At 36.0% G+C, this 19452-nt stretch carries 13 protein-coding genes; 2 read left to right on the top strand and 11 right to left on the bottom strand.

Going from position 1 to position 19452, the window contains the following annotated elements:
- Positions 1 to 927: 927 nt before the first annotated feature.
- Positions 928 to 4185: a S41 family peptidase gene (locus tag EO244_RS14005; protein ID WP_129255316.1), complete on the top strand. Its 3258-nt coding sequence runs from the start codon at positions 928 to 930 to the stop codon at positions 4183 to 4185.
- 138 nt (positions 4186 to 4323) lie between these two features.
- Here the strand turns inward: EO244_RS14005 and EO244_RS14000 are convergent, their stop codons facing one another.
- From EO244_RS14000 to fbp, 9 genes are all read right to left on the bottom strand, one after another.
- Entirely contained in the window at positions 4324 to 4902 is a 579-nt protein-coding gene (locus EO244_RS14000) for a PhnA domain-containing protein (protein ID WP_129255315.1), read from the bottom strand.
- A gap of 255 nt (positions 4903 to 5157) precedes the next feature.
- Positions 5158 to 7281, bottom strand: a complete 2124-nt coding sequence (locus EO244_RS13995) for a peptidylprolyl isomerase (protein WP_129255314.1) — start codon at positions 7279 to 7281, stop codon at positions 5158 to 5160.
- 274 nt (positions 7282 to 7555) lie between these two features.
- A complete protein-coding gene (locus EO244_RS13990; RefSeq protein WP_129255313.1) occupies positions 7556 to 8815 on the bottom strand; it encodes a hemolysin family protein in 1260 nt (419 codons plus the stop codon).
- Positions 8815 to 9021: a hypothetical protein gene (locus EO244_RS13985; RefSeq protein WP_129255312.1), complete on the bottom strand. Its 207-nt coding sequence runs from the start codon at positions 9019 to 9021 to the stop codon at positions 8815 to 8817. The genes EO244_RS13990 and EO244_RS13985 overlap by 1 nt, the downstream gene beginning before the upstream one ends.
- A gap of 149 nt (positions 9022 to 9170) precedes the next feature.
- The gene (lptC, locus tag EO244_RS13980) at positions 9171 to 9752 is read right to left on the bottom strand and encodes an LPS export ABC transporter periplasmic protein LptC (protein WP_129255311.1); all 582 of its coding nucleotides are present in this window, start codon (positions 9750 to 9752) and stop codon (positions 9171 to 9173) included.
- A 4-nt stretch (positions 9753 to 9756) separates the two neighbouring features.
- Positions 9757 to 11088 (bottom strand): tetratricopeptide repeat protein, encoded by a 1332-nt coding sequence (locus EO244_RS13975; protein WP_129255310.1) that lies wholly within the window; start codon positions 11086 to 11088, stop codon positions 9757 to 9759.
- A 227-nt stretch (positions 11089 to 11315) separates the two neighbouring features.
- Positions 11316 to 12044 (bottom strand): type III pantothenate kinase, encoded by a 729-nt coding sequence (locus EO244_RS13970; protein ID WP_129255309.1) that lies wholly within the window; start codon positions 12042 to 12044, stop codon positions 11316 to 11318.
- Positions 12045 to 12052: 8 nt separating this feature from the next.
- Complete coding sequence (gene mfd, locus EO244_RS13965; RefSeq protein ID WP_129255308.1) at positions 12053 to 15412, bottom strand: transcription-repair coupling factor; 3360 nt, start codon at positions 15410 to 15412, stop codon at positions 12053 to 12055.
- Between the two features lie 150 nt (positions 15413 to 15562).
- Positions 15563 to 16585, bottom strand: coding sequence for a class 1 fructose-bisphosphatase (gene fbp, locus EO244_RS13960; RefSeq protein ID WP_129255307.1), 1023 nt, complete (start codon positions 16583 to 16585; stop codon positions 15563 to 15565).
- Positions 16586 to 16867: 282 nt separating this feature from the next.
- On the opposite strand from fbp, the gene EO244_RS13955 reads away from it, so the two are divergent.
- A complete protein-coding gene (locus EO244_RS13955) occupies positions 16868 to 18133 on the top strand; it encodes an aspartate kinase (RefSeq protein WP_129255306.1) in 1266 nt (421 codons plus the stop codon).
- A 44-nt stretch (positions 18134 to 18177) separates the two neighbouring features.
- Here EO244_RS13955 and EO244_RS13950 read toward each other — a convergent pair whose 3' ends face one another.
- A complete protein-coding gene (locus EO244_RS13950; protein ID WP_129255305.1) occupies positions 18178 to 18798 on the bottom strand; it encodes a YceI family protein in 621 nt (206 codons plus the stop codon).
- 86 nt (positions 18799 to 18884) lie between these two features.
- Positions 18885 to 19451, bottom strand: coding sequence for a Crp/Fnr family transcriptional regulator (locus EO244_RS13945; RefSeq protein WP_129255304.1), 567 nt, complete (start codon positions 19449 to 19451; stop codon positions 18885 to 18887).
- Between the last annotated feature and the right edge of the window lies 1 nt (position 19452).

Raw genomic sequence — 19452 nt, 5'->3', positions numbered from 1 at the left:
GCCAGGATCAAACTCTTCGTTGTATAAAAAACTTATAGTTAATCTGCTCGTGGATAATATCTAAGTTATTTCGTAAATCTAATTGACAAGGTTATTATTCTTGTATTTACCTAACTTTATTCTACTTCCAATATTTTCAAAGAACTTGCGTTCAAAATTTCTTCTCTGTTTTGATGCCGATTACAGCGTCAAAGCGGGTGCAAAGATAACAACTTTTAGTTTTTAAAACCAAATAAAAATTGAAGTTTTTTTTTAGAAAATTTATTTCCGTTTTTACCTCAGATTTTCATCGTCACCCTGCCAAATTTTTTAAGAACTCTTTCGCTATGAAAGCGGCTGCAAATATAAGAAACTTAATTCTAATTCTGCAAATCTTTTTTCGTTTATTTTTTAACTTATTTTATCGGGACAACCCAATGTTTACAAGCTCTACAAACGTTTCAATGACCTGCGCCTCTCTCTTAAAGCGAGTGCAAATATAGACCTTTTTATTTCAACTTTCCTAATCCAAATTAACTGTTTTTTCTATTTAACTACTAAAACACTGATAATGTGATATAAAAATTTTAATAAAATTAAGAATTCAAATTTAAAATGATGATTTACCCTATTCACTTACTCAAATAAGGCTAAACTCTTTTTAAAACAAACATCCAAATCGAATTACAATACGTACTACATCTTAATATATAACTCGTTTATCGAAAAACTATAGACACAGGTATAAAAAATAATATATTAGCCGACAAGACACCTGAACTACAACTATATAAAATCACCTCTTCAGAATATGGCAAAATCTATCGACAAAATAATGACTACTCTATTTGATAATTTTTCTTTTGTCGATAGCTTTGCCAAACGAGGAATACATCAACCATTCCAGACACCAGAAAACCAACAAAACCTTTAACACTCAAAAAGACCATGATTTTAAAAAAATTAATGATTGGAGCCGGCTTATTACTACTAAGCGCTAGTAGTTGGGCTCAAACAAATCCATTATGGATGCGATACCCGAGCATCTCTCCTGATGGAAAAACTATTGCATTCAATTATATGGGCGACATATATAAGGTAGATGCAAAAGGTGGTGAAGCAACACGTTTAACTTCAAATCCTGCCTACGATTACAATGCAATTTGGTCACCTGATGGGAAACAGCTTGCATTTGCTTCAGAAAGAAATGGGAATTTCGACATCTTCCTAATGCCGATTGATGGTGGAACTCCCAAACGTTTGACTACAAATTCGGCAAAAGAAGTTCCAACATCGTTTACTCCTGATGGCAAATCGGTGCTATTTACTGCAGCAATTGCTGACAACTATAAAAACGCCATGTTTCCCAAGGGATATCTGACTGAGTTATATGCTGTATCAATAGAGGGAGGACGTCCTCAACAAATATTAACGACTCCGGCCGAAGATGCTCGTTACAATAAGGACATGACACAACTGATATACACGGATAAAAAAGCGGGAGAGAATACCTGGAGAAAACATCACACATCATCAGTAGCCCGCGACATACGTAAATTCGACACCAAAACAGGAAAACACAGTTTCCTTAGTACATTCGAAGGAGAAGATCGTCAACCTGTCTACAACAATGATGAATCTGCAATTTATTACTTAAGTGAAAAATCGGGTTCTTTTAATATCTGGAAAATGGATGCCAATAGTGGAGCCAACAAAACCCAAATCACAACATACAGCAAAAATCCTGTTCGCTTTTTATCAGTAAGTTCAAACAACACATTGTGTTTTGGTTTCCGAGGTGAAATTTACACTCAAACAGGCAAAAACGAAGCTAAGAAACTAGATATAAACATTAGAACAGACCACACTGCCTACGAAGATGAGTTCCTAAAAAAATCATCAGGAGCAACCGAAATGTCTGTTTCTCCTGACGGGAAAGAAGTTGCTTTTATTGTTCGCGGAGAAGTTTTTGTAACATCAGTTGAGTATGCAACAACAAAACGTATCACCAACACGCCTGAACAAGAGCGCAGTGTGAGTTTTAGTCCTGATGGTAAAAGTTTGATTTACGCCAGTGAACGTAACGGAAGCTGGAACCTGTATCGTACTAAAATCAAAAATGAAACTGAAATTGACTTCACCCATTCTACACTTTTAGAAGAAGATGAAATTCTTGCGAATAAAGATGAAACTTTTCGTCCTGTTTTTTCTCCTGATGGAAAAGAAGTTGCCTATTTGGCAAACAGAACGGAACTACAGGTTATCAACTTAAAAAGCAAAAAAATCAGAACCATATTGGAAGGAAAATGGAACTATTCTTATACCGACGAAGACTTGTATTTTGAATGGTCACCGGATGGCAAATGGTTTTTGATGGACTACAATGCTAAAACACGTTGGCCAAATTCTGATATCGGCTTGATAGATGCACAAGGCAATAAAACCATAACTGATTTAACCAACTCGGGATATATTGACGGCAATGCCAAATGGGTTATGGGTGGTAAAGCTATGATTTGGTTTTCTGATCGGTTTGGCATGCGCAACCACGCAAGCTGGGGCTCTCAAAACGATGTATTTGCCATGTTCTTTACTCAGGAAGCTTTCGACAAATTCAACATGAGCAAAGAAGAAGCTGAGCTACAAGAGGCGCTTGACAAAGAGAAAGAAGAAGCTAAAGCCGACAAAAAGGACAATAAGAAAGATAAAAAGAAGAATACGGATGAAAAAAAGCTTAAAGATATTGAGATTGATCTAAACAATTACGAAGATCGTATCGCTCGTTTAACGATTAACTCATCGAATCTTTCTGAAGCCGTAATGACGCCTAAAGGCGATAAACTCTATTATTTAAGTAAGTTCGAAGATGGTTACGACCTTTGGGTACATGATTTTAAAGAAGATGAAACCAAGAAAGTTTTAAAGCTCTCCGGTTCAAGTTCTGATATGAGTATTACTAAGGACGGAAAATATATCTTTTTACGTTCCGGAAGTCGATTAATGCGTATTGAGACAGCTGGAAACAAGCGTAAAAACATCAACTACCAAGCCGAAATGAACCTGAATGAGGATGCCGAAAGAGACTATCTGTTCGAGCATGCCTGGAGACAAACCAAAGAAAAGTTTTACCGTATAGATATGCATGGTGTAGATTGGGATGCCTACAAGTTGGAATACAAGCGATTCCTTCCATACATCAACAATTCATACGATTTTGCCGAATTACTGAGTGAACTTTTAGGTGAGTTAAATGCCTCTCACACCGGAGCTGGTGCATGGACAAGCTATCCCAACGGCGACAAAACTGCGAATCTTGGTGTTTTCTTCGACGACAACTACAAGGGCAAAGGTTTAAGAATAGCTGAGATTGTTGACAAATCGCCTCTTAAAAAAGCAAAATCAAAAGCGAGTACTACTTGTATTATAGAAAAGATTGATGGGGTTGAAATTACCGAAGGAATGGATTACTACCCTCTTTTAAATCACAAAAGCGGCAAAAACACCTTGTTAAGTTTCTATAATCCTGCAACAAAAAAACGTTGGGACGAAGTGATTAAGCCAATCTCAAAAAGAAAATTCGATGATCTGCTATACGAGCGCTGGATTAAGCAGCGCAGAGCTGAAACTGAGATGGTATCAAACGGGCGCATAGGCTATGTTCACATAAAAGGCATGAATGATGATAGCTTCAGAACACTTTACTCAGAGGTAATGGGGCGCTATAACAATATGGAAGCTATTGTAATTGACACACGCTATAATGGTGGCGGACATATGCACGAAGATATCGAAGTCCTGTTCAGCGGAAAGAAGTACTTAACCCAATTACCACGTGGACAAAAAATTGGCGAACAGCCTCGTAAAAGATGGAAAAAACCATCTATCATGTTAGTGAGTGAAGGCAACTACTCGAATGCACACGGTACGCCATGGGTTTACAAAACAATGGGACTAGGCAAACTCGTTGGAACTGCAGTAGCCGGAACCATGACTTCGGTTTGGTGGGAAAGCCTTATGAATGGTAATATGTATTTTGGTATCCCCCAAATTGGTTACGTTGACTCAGAAGGCGATTTCCTTGAAAACAAACAATTGGAACCAGACTACAAAGTGCTTTACGATTACGATGTGGTTAGCCAGGGAAAAGATCAACAACTAAGAAAAGCCGTTGAAATTCTACTTGATGAACTCGACCAGAAGAAATAAAAATATGAGATAACCCTCATGACAATAGAATGCCGTAAATATTTTTTATTTGCGGCATTTTTTATCTGCTCCTAAAATAAGGAATAAAAAAGCGAGACAGTTCCCCATCTCGCTTTCATTATATCAAATCTGATCAGCTTAAGCTTTCTTCACATACTGTGTCAGAATTACAATCAGCTGACCATTTACACGTCCTTCGATTTGTTCAGCATTATCATGTACCAATGAAATATTACGAACATGAGTACCTCGTTTAGCAGTAAAACCGCCACCTTTCACATTTAAATCTTTAATCAGCACAACTGAATCTCCCGATTCCAAAAGCGCACCATTACTATCAAGGTGTTTAACTTTATCTTCTTCATTTTCGCCTTCACCTGTAGCCTGAGCCCATGCCATTGTATCTTCATCCAAATAAAGCATATCAAGCAAATCCTGAGGCCAGCCTTCAGAACGTAAACGATTCAACATACGCCATGCCATCACCTGCACTGCAGGCACCTCACTCCACATACTATCGTTTAAACATCTCCAATGATTCACATCTACCTTTTCAGGATTATCCAATTGCTCTGAACAAGTTGAACAAAGTAACAAACACTTATCACTTCCCTCCTTCGTTGCAGGTGGCACCTCGTAAACATTCAAATCATTAATAGCTCCACACAGTTCACAAACCGAACCACTTCTTGCTTGCAATTCTTTAATAACACTCATATTTATATTCTGAATTAAATTTCAATTATAATTTTACAACACTGTCAATACGACCTTACTTTCAATCAACCAGCCAAACATTCAGCTTAATACGACAAAAATAAGCATTCTTATCGACTTATTGTATCCTTCAATCTTTACCTATTCCCAATCGATTCGTATTCTTTAGGATAAAAAAAGCGAGAAGGTTTCCCAACTCGCTTTTATATAGTATCTGAAAGAGATGAACAAAATCATCACTTTACAATTTATCTACTAATAGAATTTGTAACGCTTATCAACAATATCTGCATTTTCTCTAAGAACTTGCATTGACTGATAATTTGTACGGTATTGGTAATTTTGATTCATACGAGATTTAAAGACATCGATCGCATCTTGCGTAAGTGCATCTTCTTTAACATCGTTTACAAGAATCATATAAACACCTTGATTTCCTTTTATAGGAGCAGAAAGCATACCTTTTTCAATGTTACTTGCATTAGCAATCACATTAGGCTCAATACCTGCACCAGGAATCTGGAAAGATTGGAAAGTCACATCAGCAGCATTCTTTACTTCTAAGTTTTCTTTCTGAGCAACAGATAATAAAGACTGTGCCCCTTTAGCATTCTTAGACATAGAAGCAATTATCATTTCTGCTTTTTTGTTCTTTCTAACTTCTCTTTCAACAGTAGCCTGTACATCAGTTACAGAAGCATAACCTTCTTCTTTAATATTTGAAAGAATAGCAACTACGAATTTGTCACCAAACTCAAACACTGCTGAATTATCATTATTTAAAAGAATCGTTTCCATATTGTCCGTATTGTATGCAACACGAATCAATTCTCTTGAACTTTCAAGACCAGGAATCAATTTGGTATCCTTCTTAAGATTTGCAACACGATGAGTTAAGTTCTGCTCAGAAATTGCCTTGAAGAAAGAAGCTCTATCCTGGTTTTCACCAGCAAATTTACGAGCTGCTGAATAAGCTGCCTGGAAAGTTTTCTGACTCGCTTCAACCTTACGATCTAAAATAGCAACCTGTACTTTTTTAACAGCCTTACTTAATCCAACAACTTGAATCAGGTGAGCACCAAACTGAGTTTTCACAATCTTCACTTCATTTTTCTTAGAAGAGAATGCAGCGTCGTTAAATGCAGGAACCATACGACCTTGAGTAAACCAACCCAAATCGCCACCGTTAACAGCAGATCCCTGATCATCAGAATTTGTTTTAGCCAATTCAGCAAAATCAGCACCTTTATCCAATAATAGCTTCAAACTGTCAGCTTTAGCTTCAGCAGCTTTGAAATCACCTTGTACAGGACGAATTAAAATATGACGAGCTTTTACAGAATCAGCCATCATTTTAATATCTGATATTTTTGCTAATTTGTATGCGTCTTTTTCATCATAAGGTCCAAAAACATCACCTTTTTTACCAGAAAACATAAACGCATCAAGGGCTTTGTTTGAGTTTTCACCCTCAGCAAAATAATACGAATTGAATTTTGTATCTGAATTTAACTCCAAAAATTGAGCAACATTTTCTTCAGCTGTAAAATCAGCTTTCATATCAGCGATCCACTTCTCTGTGTATTTGAAGTCATCAGTTGAAGGCTCAATATTGAAAAGCACGTAATCAATCTTTCTTGACTCACTTTGCTTAAACAGCTCTTTGTGATCGTTGTAATATGCTTTAATCTCTTCAGCAGTTACATTAACAGTGGAGTCCGAAATTGAGTTATAGCTTTTAACAACATAATCAAAGTTCACTTTTTTAGAGCCATTCGCAGCCATATTCTTAGCGTAAGCAGTCGGAATATAAAGACCTTTAGCAATCAAAGCATTATACTTAGTCAATGTTCGTTGAGCAATCAAAGACTCCTCAATATTCAACCAATAAGCTTTTTGAGGTGTTCCATCAGGAGCAGCAATTAGTTGCTTAAGTGTTTTTACAACATTGTCTTTATCGAACTGACCATTCTCCCCTGTAAATAGTTGACGAATAGTTGGATCAATATTTTTACCTTGAACCATATCGAACAACTCCTGAGAAGTTAAGCTAATTCCTAACTCATCGTACTCACGATTCATTACGATCTCTTGAACCATTTGTTGCCAAACCTGTTCTCTGATCTTATCCATTTGGTCAGCAGGAATTGAATTCTGCCCACTCATTAATTTAGTCACTTCAAGATTATGGTTGAATCTGTTTTGGAAATCACGAATATTTACAGATTCCCCTGCAATTTCAGCCATCTCATTTCGTGAGTTTGTCAAAAGAGAACCACCTGATTTTAAGGCATCACCGGCTATAAATGCCAACAAGGCTCCACCAATGATAATTCCTATAAAAACTCCGCGGTTTCTTATTTTCTGTAATGTTGCCATCTAAAAAGATTTAATTATTCTTAAAATAGGCTACGAATATACAAAAAAATGAACAAGAACAAGGCTTTTATCTAAAGAGCTTTTCGGCTTTTTATCGATAAATATCGAACCAATTAACAATTGACAAAGAAGATGAAAAAACACTCGGGATAACCTTTTGAAAATGAAAAGATTTAAACCAACATCAAGTGTAAAGCACAGCCAAAGCTATTGCCTGAAATCCACCTTAACATCAGTCAAAATTATAGTTAGGATTAAGAAAAGGATGACAAAATTAAGACAGAACAGTCAATTTCACCTTTTTGATACGTGTCTTGGAAACTTCAACAATTTGAATTCTGAATTCTTTAATTCGAATAATTTCATTGTTATTTGGAATACTACCATGATTGAAAATGATGAATCCATTTAGTGTTTCAAAATCATCCGAGACAGGGAGTCCTATTTTGTATTTATCATTCAAATAATCAATTTCAATTCTTCCGGAAAAAATAAATTCGGTTTCACTCAACTGTTCTTCAACCAAATCAACACTATCATGCTCGTCCTCTATCTCACCAAATATCTCCTCCATAATATCCTCTATGGTTACCATACCTGAGGTCCCTCCAAATTCGTCAACAACAACTGCCACACTTTTTTGTTCACGGGTAAAAAGATTCAAAAGCTTATGAGCAGCCATTGTTTCGGGCACAATTATAACACGGCTCAAGGCAGCTTTTATACTTTGGGGTTTTCTAAATAGTACGGACGAATGCACATAGCCAATAATATTATCAATTGAATCTTTATAGATCATGATACGGGAATAACCTGTTTCGATAAAACGCTGGGTCAGGGCTTCAATATCGCCCCCAATATCCATAGCCTCAATTTCAGTTCGGGGCACAAAGCATTCACGCAACTTCACATTCGAAAAGTCCAAAGCATTTCTAAAAAGTTTCATATTGTGTTCATCTTCTTCCAAAACCGATTGTGCATCCTGCCCCTCTTGCACCAGATGATCCAAATCGACTTTTCCAAATGCGTGAGATGCAACTTCATCCGAAATATCTGTTTTTAAAACCCGGCTAATGATATTCTTCGAAAACACCATCGTTACAACTGTTATAGGATAAAAGATGACATAAAAAAACATCACAGGAACAGCAAACAGGTTCAGAGATAAATTGGGATTTAATCTAAAAAGTGTTTTAGGTAAAAACTCTGCTGTAAAAAGAATCAAAAGCGTTGAGAAGATTGTTTGAATCGCCATAATCAACAATTCAGAATCAAGCCAAAGAGCAATGGTAGGCTCAAGAATCTTTGCCATCATGATACCATAAATAACCAAAGCAATATTGTTTCCAACCAACATTGTTGAAATATAATGTCCCGGATGATTTGTAAAAATATTGATGATGCGTGAAGGCAGCGTATTTTTACTTTTATCAAGTTCCATTCTCAACTTATTGGCTGCAACAAAGGCAATTTCCATACCCGAGAAAAATGCAGAAAGAGCCAACATGGCTAGAATTATAAAAAGCTCATTCATTAGTCTCTATCTTGATTTATACCTTCTCTTGTTTTTCGTAGATAGCGGCGAGAACCATACATTAAAGAGGCAAGCATGGCGATAACATACAACATGATGTTCTCTTTGAAACCCAAATTATAAGTTCTAACAATAGCAAACAGGATGCTAATAATGGCAACAAGCAACCAAATTATTTCTAAAACGAACGGTAATTTTTGCTTCATCTTCTTTTTTTAACTTTTAGATATTCCTTTATCTGTCGTGCATTAGGACATTTAAAGATGGAGATTTTGATCAAGAATAAAAACCTATAAACAAAAAAAAATTACCTGTATTTCAACACAAGTAATTTTCACAAGCTACAAATGAGCCTTTATTGCTTCATATTTTTGTCTTCGAGAAATACTTCACCGCTAACCCGGCTCAATGAAATGTGATTTAACTTATCATCAGCCGTGAAACTATTGCCTTCCAACATTTGTCCATCTTTTTTAGTGATTCGAACGTACTGATCAGAATAGATCTTTTGATTCTTCTGATCCCAATACATAAGTTCGGTGTTTATGGTTTTACCATCATCACTAACGGCAACAACATCGTTTCGAAGTTCCCAAATCATATCTTTAACGATATTTTTGGCATAATTGGATTTAATTGTCCATGCCTGAGAACCATCTTTATTATAGGAAATAACATTCCCTCCTTTTGGAAACTCATTATACTCTTCTTCCTCGTTTTTGATTTGCAAAAATTCAATTGCAAACGCTTTATATTGAATTCGAGTTGAATCTGTAAAAATGAATTCTACATTTTCACCATAAATTTCCGGACGGGTTTCTTCAGCAGTTATACTCTTAACTTCTTTAATACTGTTTTCACAAGACAAAAGCATTGTCACCCCAAATAGGGCAACAATGCTTTTATATATGAATTCTATTTGAATTGTCTTTTTCAACTGATTATTCGTTTAGTCTAATCTTAGTTGTTTCATTAATCCAATCACCTACTGTATAAGTTTCACCTTCTTTAAGACCTTGCATAAATGCTTCTTCCTTAGCTGGGAAATACTTTGAATAAGTCTGGATTAATTTATTAGCTTCTTCAGCACATTCAGAATCTACGCTTTTCGCTTTCATGAACTTGTCAACAGCAACCCAATATACTGCTTGCTTCTCGTGCATTTTACCAGGAAATTCTTTACTTCCTGCTGCATAACACTTACCAATTAGCAAGTAAGGCTGTCCCCAATTTGGCTTATTTTTAATAGCCGCTAGTGCATTCTTTTTAGACTCAACAAGATTGTGCTCCATAAGCAGAATACTTGCCAATTTGAAATGAAGATCAGCTTTAACTTCTGCGTCTTCCTCTAAAGCAATTGACTTAGTAAGATATTCCTTACTCTTAGAAAATTGTTTTTTCTTAATGAACATTTTAGCCAGGTTGTGAGCTGCATCAGCACTAGGCTCAAGCTTATATTTTTGCTCAGCTACCTTAGCATATAAAGCACCATCTTCACATTCCTGACGGTTCAACATTCTCATAATCTTGTTGATCAAAACCATATCATCAGGATTTGCCTCGAATTTTGGTGTGAAAATATTGCTTAAAGTTTCACAATCAGCTACACCTGCAGCAAAGAAATCATTTTCAACATTTGCAATCGCTGCCTTAATATTTGTCGCTTTAGTAGGATACTTATCCATTTGGCTTTTCAAAAGATCCATAAATGACAAGTAATCATCGATTACTAATTCAGGAGACAATTCACCAGCTTTAACCAAAAGCTTTCCAGCTTCCATAGTCTTATTAACAACTGCAGCCTCAGATTCAACACCCTGAATCTCAATAGACTTCTTCATGATGTCGTAAGCTTCTCTGATCTTGCCCTTTTCTTTCTGACCGTAAGTGAACAAGTCACCACCTTTACGTCCCAAAATCCATCCTGTAGGGTATTTTTTGTTCGTTCCGTAATACTTAATTCTTTGATCGTAAACCATCATCAAAGTATCAATATATTTAGGGTTTTTAGTCGCAACAAACATACCACGCATGATATCCACACCCTTCGAATAAGTTGATCGTTGAAATTTAGGTGCATTATTAAAGACATATCTCCAACCTGGAAGAGCGTCTTTATAATTCTTTTGCTTCACCATTTCACTATATAGTGAGGCATTTAAAACTGTTTTTGCACTATCTAAGCCATACTTCGACTCTTTGGTCTGAGCATTCACTCCGAACATTGTCGATAGCATAAGGACAGCTGTAAGGATTGTAAGTCTAGTTTTCATGATACTCTATTTTATAATCTAGTTAGTTATTTGTGTCAACAGAAGACCTTAAATTTTTTAAATATAATTAATCTCAGGGCAAACCATATACCATTCTCCGCAACTATTAGTTAAAAAAGCTTAACGAAAAAAAGATGAAAGTCAGCCTTGTGGATCTCAAAATTCTGACAAGTGCAAAACTATAAATAAATTAACAAGCAACAAAGCGATCCAGAATAATCTCGATATTAGGATTTATTATAATTAAGGATAGCATTTAAACCATACAACAAAAGTGACCTGTCACAGAAAGTTACATGCTTTAATTTTGAATGAATAAATTCAGAATCACCTCCTGTTAAAAAGATTTTTGCTTCCGAGTGTTTTTGCTTTAACTGATTTATATAACTGTCAATCTCAAACAGAAGACTATTTTGAACTCCCGAGATAATAGCCTGTGATGTATTCTTACCTAATAATGCATAGGTCTCCGATTTTTCCAACAAGGGCAATTTCTTCGTAAATGTATGTAATGCTTTAAATCTCATAGCCAAACCGGGTGATATTGTACCTCCCAAATATTGATTCTCTGCGCTAACAAAATCAAAAGTGATTGCAGTTCCCGCATCAATTACCAATAAATTTGCATTAGGCGAAAGCGCATTGGCACCAACACATGCTGCTAAACGGTCATAACCTAATGTCTCTTTGGACTCGTACAAATTTTCAAGCGGTGTTAGTGTGTTCTGATCAAAGAAAATTAAGTTGTCGACCTCTGACTCCAACGACTTAAGAAAAGCATCAGGCCTCCCTTGCACCGAAGATACAATAGCGGCATCTAAATCTGGATATTTCTCTTGCCAGACTTTAATCAAATCCAGATCTGAAATGTGCGACTCACAAAACTCAAGCATCTCTTTACCATTAAAGATTGCGTATTTTGTTTGCGTATTTCCTATGTCGATTATTAAATTCATCTCTTTTTTTATAAAGATACAGGTTCTGAAAACTTCTCCAATACTTCAGTTGCATGTTTAATACTCTTCACATTTTCAAAGCTTAAACTTAATCGATGCCTTGCTTCTTTCATTTTACAAGGTATTCTTTGAGACTGCACAAAAGCCAATACTCTTGAAAACTGTGGCGATTGATAATAGGCCGATTGATGATCGTTTACAAAATACAGAACCATCTTCTTCGACTTTAAAATTAACTTCTCTATTCCCAAATCTAAAGCATACCATCTTAAACGAACCACATTAAGTAATTCGATAGATGCTTCAGGAATCTCACCAAAACGGTCTTTTAAGTGTATTGCAAACTTTTCGATTTCCTCTTCAGTTTGTAAATTATCCAACTCCCTGTACAAACGAATTCGTTCAGAAATACTTTCAATATAAGTCTCCGGGAATAAAATCTCCAAATCCGTATCAATCTGACAGTCCGTTATAAATCGTTTAAATTCTTCTTCTTCCTTACTCTTTTCTTCAGCAAAAACATCCTTGAATTCCGTTTCCTTAAGCTCCAGCATAGCTTCATTTAATATTCGCTGATAGGTTTCATATCCAATATCAGAAATAAAACCACTTTGTTCACCGCCCAAAAGATTCCCGGCACCACGAATATCCAAATCCTGCATGGCAATATTAAACCCGCTTCCCAACTCCGAAAAACTTTCAATTGCATTCAGACGCTGGCGTGCTTCCTGTGTCATCGACTCCATAGGTGGTGTCAACAAATAACAAAAAGCTTTTTTATTTGATCGGCCAACCCGACCCCGCAATTGATGTAATTCACTTAAGCCAAAATTCTGTCCGTTATTAATGATAATGGTATTCGCATTCGGAATATCAAGCCCCGATTCAATTATCGTTGTTGCAATCAACACGTCGTAATCACCCCGAATGAATTCCAGCATAATCTTCTCCAACTTTGGTCCATCCATTTGCCCATGGGCAACAACTGTCGAAATTCCCGGTACAGTACGGTGCAACATGGCTTCAATCTCATGAATATTCTGTACCCTGTTGTGAATAAAAAAGACTTGTCCATTTCGTTCTACCTCATAGGTAATCGCCTCACGAATAATATCTTCGTTGAAATTGTGAATTTCAGTTACAATAGGGTATCGGTTAGGAGGTGGTGTGTTGATAATCGATAAATCACGAGCTCCCATCAACGAAAACTGGAGGGTACGCGGAATAGGAGTCGCCGTTAAAGTTAAGGTATCCACATTAACCTTCATCTGTTTCAATTTCTCTTTTACAGAAACACCAAATTTTTGCTCCTCATCAACAATCAAAAGCCCCATATCCTTGAACCGAACATCCTTACCAATGATGCGATGCGTTCCGATTAGAATATCGATCTGACCAGCAGCCAGATCTTTCAAAATTTCTTTTTGATCTTTTGCCTTTCGCATTCGCGAGATATAATCAATACGACAAGGAAAATCCTTAAGCCGATCGCTAAAGGTTTTATAGTGCTGAAAAGCCAAAATGGTTGTCGGAACAAGAATAGCAACTTGCTTATTATCGGCCACAGCCTTAAACGCCGCACGTACTGCAATCTCGGTTTTCCCAAAACCTACGTCACCACAAACCAATCGGTCCATTGGGGTTGGCGATTCCATGCCCTCTTTAACCGATTGCGTTGCCTTAACCTGATCTGGCGTGTCCTCATAGATAAACGAAGCCTCAAGTTCCTGCTGCATATAACTATCCGGACTGAATTGAAACCCACGTTCAGATTTTCGCTTTGAATACAAAAGAATCAGATCCTTGGCTATGTCCTTAATCTTAGTCTTTGTTTTATCTTTTAGCTTTTGCCAGGCTCCCGTACCCAACTTATATATCTTAGGAGCGCTGCCATCCTTACCTTTGTACTTCGAAATTTTATGTAGCGAATGTAAACTCACATAAAGAATATCATCATCCTTATAAACCAAACGAATCACTTCTTGTGATTTCCCATTGGTTTCGATACGCTGTAAGCCACCAAAACGACCAATACCATGATCTGAATGAACGATAAAATCGCCCGGATGAAGTCGATTGATTTCCTTTAAAGTAACCGTTTCATTAGCCTTGTGAACTGTTTCATTCTTTAAACGAAACTTATGGTGCCTGTCAAAAATCTGATGATCGGTATAACAAGCAATTCGAAGATCAGAATCAGAAAAGCCCTGGTGTAAAGTTCGGTTCACATCGGTAAAAATAACCTCAATACCCTTATCCTCAAATATATTATGAATCCGTTCTATCTGCTTGGGATTATCAGAGAAAATATAATTTTCAAGGGCTTTCGCATTATTATTAAGCAATTCCTGACCAAGAAGATCAAAATTCTTATTAAAAGCTGGCTGTGGACTCTGGTTAAACTCGATAATGTTTTCTGCCGGAAAATAAAATTTCTGTCCAAATTCCAAACCTTTATAAGCATTAATCTGATCGATAAAATCAGCTCCCTGAATTAGATAATCCTGAATTGCAATTCGATCCTCACCAAACTCAACATAGGCTTTCTTCTCAACCGTTTTTTCAAAAATCGAATTGATTCTATCAGCGATAAAAGCAACATTTTTAATCCAGCAAATCGAGTTTTTGGGTAAAAATTTTAAAAATGAAATACGTGCCTCATCATTCAAATCTTCCTGAATATTAGGGATGATATCAGCTGTATTCAACTTCTCTTTTGATAATTGATTTTCCACATCAAACAAGCGAATTGAATCCACTTCCTCTCCAAAAAAGTCAATTCGATAGGGAAATTCATCAGAGAAAGAAAAAATATCGATAATAGAACCACGAATGGAATATTGACCCGGACCTACTACAAAATCAGACCTTTCGAATTTATAATCAACCAGAACCTCTTCGATAAACTCAGGTGACAATTTTTCACCAACACTTATTTTAAGCGTATTTTCTTCCAATTGCTCCGGACTAATCACCTTTTCAGCAATTGCCTCGGGAAATGTTACAATATAACTTGGATTCTGATTCGAAAGCAAGCGATTTAAAACCTCGGCACGAAGAATAATATTTGAATTATCAGTGCTTTCGTATTGTGCCGAACGCTTGAATGAGGAAGGAAAATATAAAACCTGCTCTTCATCAAGCAACGTACACAAGTCATTATAAAAATACGCAGCTTCTTCCTTATCATTCAAAACAAAAACCTGAGCCTTTTTTTCGTTTGGCAATGAAGCAGCTAAAATAGCCAATGCTGAACCTTGCAAACCCTTTAAATGGATCTTAGTTTGAGATTCCTGATCTAAAAATTTCTGAATAGAATAACGAGCCGGATGCTCATTAAATAAGTTTATAATTTGATCTAATTCCAATTTTTCTCCTTTTTGTAATGCCCACAAATTTAGGGAAATTGTTTGGGAATAGATAATTGTAGCTTTCCTTAAGAAATTTGAATTCGCCAAAAGCAAAAAAGCAGAACCTCTATCGGCTCTGCTTTCCTAATTTTTTGATCTAACAATCGCTTATATATTATTAAAAAAATCCAAAAAATCTTCGGCTTTTTTCACCATTGCTGATGATCCGGTGTAGAAAGGTACACGTTGATGAATGGAGTCTGGCTTAATTTTTAAAATACGCTCAACACCATTGGTTGCCTTTCCTCCAGCTTGTTCGGCAATAAAAGCAATTGGATTGCATTCGTAAAGCAAACGTAGTTTGCCATTACTATTTGCACTAGTATTAGGATAGATAAAAATCCCCCCCTTAAGTAAGTTTCGATGAAAATCGGCTACCAATGATCCAATATATCGGGATGTATAAGGTCGATTGGTTTTGGGATCTTTTTCCTGACAATACTTGATGTATTTTTTCACGCCTGCGGGTAAGTTGATATAATTTCCCTCGTTAATGGAATAGATACTCCCATTTTTTGGTGTCTTAATATTAGGATGCGACAAACAGAATTCTCCAATTGAAGGATCAAGCGTAAATCCGTTGACACCATTTCCCGTTGTATAAACCAACATGGTTGAAGATCCATAAATCACATAACCTGCAGCAACCTGCTTTGTTCCTTCTTGTAAGAAATCTTCCTTGGTTGGCAGTTCCCCTTTTTTACTTACACGCTGATAAATAGAAAAGATTGTTCCGATAGAAACATTAACATCAATATTTGAAGACCCATCCAGAGGATCCATGCAAAAAACATACTTTGCATTTCGTCCCATTGCATCATCAAAAATAATGATATCTTCGTTCTCTTCAGAGGCAATAGCAGCACACTCACCACTCGCTCTAAGAGCATTTATAAAATGAGTATCTGCAAAAACATCCAGTTTTTGTTGATCTTCACCCTGTACATTTTGATCTCCATGGGCTCCTAAAACATCAACTAAACCCGCTTTATTAACAGCACGGTTTACAATCTTGGAAGCAATTCCAATGTGGTGAAGCAGTCGTGATAACTCTCCTGAAGCATTTGGATAATCAGCTTGACGCTGAATAATAAACTGATTCAGGGTTTGAACATTGTTGTGTTCGGTCATTTTGTTTGGCTTTTAATACGTTTGGTTTTGTTTGGTGGGATAAAGTTAGCTTTTTTTATTGAACCTCCTAAAGCTTATTTCAAACGTGTGCAAGGAACTTTTGTGTTAAAAAAACAGAACAGAAGCAGCTCTCTTCAGTTTATTTGTTAATTTCAACTACTGATCTATTTTATGATTTATGGAATCGTTTATATTCCTGACATTAAGATAAGATCTCAAACTAATTTTCAAGACCAATAAGTCAGATATCGGCTCTTATTATAGAATTAAACAATAAAACGAATGGATGTTTTTAAATTCGGAGGAGCTTCAGTAAATTCTGCTGAAGGCGTTATGAATTTTTTCAAGATTGTACAATCTTATAAAAATGAAAGCTTAATTGTGGTTTCAGCCATGGGAAAAACCACCAATGCCCTGGAAGAAATAGTCGACAATTTTTTCAACAAAAAAAATGATCTGGTTTTAAAACAATTTAATGAACTTAAAACCTACCATCTCGATATTATAAATACCTTGTTTGCAAAAACAGAAACAGCTTCAGTATCCAAAGTTGAAAAACTTTTCGATGAGCTTAGTGCTTATCTGCAAAAGCCGGCTTCGCTCAATTATGAATTCGAATACGATCAGATAGTCGCTTATGGCGAACTTCTATCCACAAAAATCATATCTGAATATTTAAAATACAAGGGCGTAAATAACCATTGGGTTGATATCAGAAGGTATTTAAAAACCAACGATACATTCGGTGAAGCCAAAATTGACTGGGAACTTTCGCGTCAACTGCTGCCCCATGCTTTTACATTTCAAGATACCTTTATCTATATCACACAAGGTTTTATTGGTGGAACGTCATCGAATTTAACCACAACACTGGGGCGCGAAGGCTCTGATTACACCGCCGCCATTCTCGCTAATATATTAGATGCCCGGCAAGTTTCAATATGGAAAGATGTCCCCGGTGTGATGAATGCTGACCCCAAATGGATACCTGAAGCCAAACAACTGAAACGGATCTCTTATCAGGAGGCTATTGAACTTGCTTTTTTTGGGGCAAAGGTTATTCATCCCAAAACCATTCAGCCCTTACGGGAGAAGAATATCCCGATGTATGTAAAATCGTTCATCAATTATTTTGATCAGGGAACTTTAGTGAGTGAAACCTCTATTGAAAAAACAGGTAAAATCCCCATATTTATTCAAAAAGAAAAACAACGTTTGATTTCAATTCGTCCCAAAGATTATTCATTTATTATTGAAGAAAATCTCGGACCCATTTTCTCACTTATTGCAAAGTATCGCTTAAAGGTAAATTTAACTCAGAATTCTGCCATTAGTTTTTCACTTTGTGTCGATAACAATAAAAAAATCGACAAATTAATTGAGGCTCTCAATGTCGATTACGAGGTCAGATATAACGACAATTTGGAGTTGATCACAATTCGTCATTACGACACAAATTCAATTCTTCAGATGACGGAAGGCCGCAGCATCCTATTGGAACAAAAAAGCAGAGATACAGCTCAATTTGTGCTCGAATGCAACGCATAGAAAAAAAGGGAAAAGATTATTAATCTTTTCCCTTTTTTTACGGCTCAATTCACTCTTGAAACCAGTTGAAATTTAATTTCAAACTTATCGTGAATCATATTGTCACCTAAATCATCAAAAAAAGAACCAGAGCCATACTTAATATCCCATTTGGTCCTATCTACAGATAGTGATGCATCAACCCAAAGTTCATTATCTTTCCAATCTATTTTTGCAGGAAAACTGATTTCTTGGCTAATTCCTTTGATACTCAAAATCCCTTTAACAGTATAATTGGCTTCATCAGATTTGGCATTCTGAATTTTAATAAACTGAGTTGTTTTAAAATTTGACTCCGGAAATTTTTCAGTTGAAAAAAAATCATCCGATTTTAAATGTCCGATCAATTTCTTGTTCCATTCCTCATTACTAAGATCAGTACAAACAATCGAAGACATATCAATATTAATGTTTGCACTGACAAACTTTTCACCATTTAAAACAATCTCACCATTCTTAAGCGAGATTTCACCTGTATGTTTGCCTGAAACTTTCTTCCCAGTCCAATAAACCTTACTTTCTTTTGCCTGAACTTTGAACGCGGTTACATTCTTAACCGGTAGTTTTGCATCAACTTTATTAATGAGCATGAAGCCCATTAATATAAAAAATCCTATTTTTTTCATATCTCTGTATTTTAATGTTTCAACACTGCAAACATACGAGACCACATTAGCGAAAAAAATAAACTAGTTTAATAAATTCAGACCTTTTATTTCTTTTTAGCTCTTTTTGCCATAATCTGACTCAAAAAGACAGGCGTAACTCCCAAATAAGACGAAATATGGTATTGCGGAAGTCGTTTTACCAAATCAGGATATTCAGCAATTAGTTCTTCATAATTCTCTTCGGCTGTTTTCGATAAAATGGATATGAAGCGTTTTTGTAAAAAAATATAGGACCGTTTTAATGTTTCTGTAATTTTTGAGAAATTATCCGTTAATTTTCTAAACTGATCGTCATCAATCGAAAGAACACGGCTGTCTTCAATAGCTTCTAAAAAGAAGGAGGTTGGCAATGGAGTAGAAAGGTCCCCGATCACCTGATTTTCTCTGGCAAACAAAATATTGAATTCCTTTCCCGAAGGATCGATAATATACAAACGCAATAAACCTTTTTCAACAATATAGTGCCTGGTATTCGCATCGCCGCTGGAAAATAAAAGCTGTTTTTTCTTGAAGCTTTCATATTTTGATGAGTCTTTGATAAACACTTTTTCATCAAGTGAAAGCTTACGTTCAAAAATTCTTTCGTAATACTCAAATAAGATATTTTCCATC

It is taken from the genome of Ancylomarina salipaludis (assembly GCF_004122035.1).
Lineage (GTDB): Bacteria > Bacteroidota > Bacteroidia > Bacteroidales > Marinifilaceae > Ancylomarina > Ancylomarina salipaludis.
The sequence above is the reverse complement of the archived record's forward strand: the minus strand, read 5'-3'. Positions and strand labels throughout refer to the sequence as shown.